This is a genomic window from Bacteroidota bacterium (genome assembly GCA_034723125.1).
GTDB lineage: Bacteria > Bacteroidota > Bacteroidia > CAILMK01 > JAAYUY01 > JAYEOP01.
In genome coordinates this window covers 1-2,481 of record JAYEOP010000351.1, presented here as the reverse complement: position 1 = coordinate 2,481, position 2,481 = coordinate 1, and the positions used below count along the sequence as shown (strand labels likewise).

Genomic DNA, 2,481 nt, shown 5'->3' with positions numbered 1-2,481 from the left:
GCAATTCGTGCTTATACTCAAAACAATAATGATGAATCTACCAATAGCAAGTTTTTTTTATACAGGATATGTAACAAAAGATCTTTAGGAAACAGCGATGATTAGTTTTTTTTAAAAAAAGATTTGACATTTAATATATTTTTTTTATATTAAGCACAATGGAGTAATGGAAGTTTGAAGTAAATAATTTAAGGAGGAAAAGACATGAAGAAAATGTTGATGATTTTGATTGTATCTCTAACAATGATCAGTCAACTTGCCTTTGCAGTAGATTATAGCGGAAGCTATGACATTGGCAGTGCGGGTGACTTTACAAGTTTAAAATCTGCTTGTGATTCACTATCAAGTTCAAAAAATAATGTGATAGGTAATTGCACCTTTTACATTACAGAAGATTTGACAGAAGATGAAAATGTCGGACTGGGTGTAGATCCTGGTTCTTACACTATCACATTTAAACCTGATGCCGGTACGACACCTACAATTTATTTTTCACAAACAACCGACAATAGTGCACCTTCCGGTGGATGGCTTCTCGGAATAACTGATCCAGATAATTGGGCAAATATTACAACTACAAAAAATATTATTATTGATGGCTCAAACGATGGTTCTGATTCAAAAAATCTTACATTGACAAATGGTGGTTCGGCACATAATGGTACTTCCCCAATTGTTTTTGTTGGAGGTGTTTCTGATTGTGAAATTAAAAACACTGTCATAACTACTGCATCAACTGTTAGAAAAGCAGTGTATATTAGAACAGATGCACCTAATATACCTAATAATATTACGATAGATAATTGTGATATTACAGCAAATTCATCTTGGGATTGTGCAGGCATTTATTTTTATTATCATGGAGATCATACTGCATATTCCAATAACATTGATATAAAAAATTGCAAAATTACAGCTCGCCATAGAGGAATTTTCTTATATCAAGTTGAAGATATTAATATTTATAATAACGAAATAAAAATAAATCAAACAGGTGGTGATGTTCTAAGTCATGCTATTTTTGGATATTACTATATGCCAACAACATCTGATATAAAAATCTATAATAATAATTTCACACAATTAGCTACTAATAATAGTAGTTCAGGTAGTTATGGAATTTGTGCAATAGAATGTGGATACAGTAATGTCAATTATTATATTTATAACAATACAATTGCCGGTTTTGACCCAACAACAACTGCTTCTAATCCAAGTTGTCAATTATATGCAATTCATGCACATTCATATAATTATGTAACAGCATATTATAATACTATAAATATGGTAGATTTGAATTTCAATTCAGGAACTGGAACATTAGATTATAGAGGTATAAGTTTTTATCATAGTCCTAAAACATTTAAAAACAATATTATTGTAAATAATGAAGCTGATGATACAACTTATTGTATGTATCGTGCCGGTAGCACAACATTAACTTCCGATTATAATGACTTATATGTCGCATCACCAAAAGGCATGACTGGTTATTGGAATGAAAATTGTGAAACACTTACTGAATGGCAAGATTCATCAAGTCAAGATGCAAATTCAAATAATGTAGATGTTAATTTTGTTTCATCAACAGATTTACATTTGGCAGGTAGTTCACTTGGCGACACTGAATTAATCGGAACACCACTTGGAGCAAGTTATGACACTGACATAGATGGTGATAATAGAGATGATACTTATCCGTATATGGGAGCAGATAGCAGAACCAATGATTATACTCTACCAGTTGAATTACAATCATTCAGTGCAGAATTAGTAAAAGGAAAAGTAGAATTAAATTGGAAAGTAGCTTCAGAAATTGATATTGTCGGATATATTTTAGATAGAAAAGATAATGGAGATTGGACAGAAATTGCCGGAGTTAGCGAACTTTCTGCAGGAAATACTAATTACAAATATTCTGACGAAAAAGTAGAAGCAGGAAAAACATACACTTACAGATTAAGTAATATTGAATTAAGTGGCGAAAAAGTAATTCTTGAAGAGGTGACAATTGCAATTCCACAAAATACTTTTAGCACAATTCAGTTTCAATTAGCAAAAAATTATCCAAATCCATTCAACCCTGTGACAACTATTGAATATAGCATAAGTGAAGCCGGACCTGTAAAACTACAGATTTACAATATGAGAGGACAATTAGTTGAAACATTAGTTAATGAAAATAAAAATGCCGGATATTATAGTATCAATTGGGATGCAAGTAATGTTTCTTCGGGTATCTATATTTATCGTCTAATTGCAGGTAATAACAATCAAACGAGGAAAATGTCAGTCATTAAATAATACTTGATGCTTGATATTTGATACTTGATAAACTCCTAAAGTTTTTTTGACTTTGGGAGTTTTTTTGTATTTAGCACGCGGATTTTCGCGGTTTTAGCGGATTGGCACGGATATTTTTTCATTTGTTGTCATATTCACTTTACCGCAGAGACGCAAAGACGCAGAGGAATTTGTTGT

At 31.6% G+C, this 2,481-nt stretch carries 1 protein-coding gene; it reads left to right on the top strand.

The window, feature by feature from the left end:
- Positions 1-219: 219 nt before the first annotated feature.
- Positions 220-2,304, top strand: coding sequence for a T9SS type A sorting domain-containing protein (locus tag U9R42_09540; protein MEA3496264.1), 2,085 nt, complete (start codon positions 220-222; stop codon positions 2,302-2,304).
- Positions 2,305-2,481 lie beyond the last annotated feature (177 nt).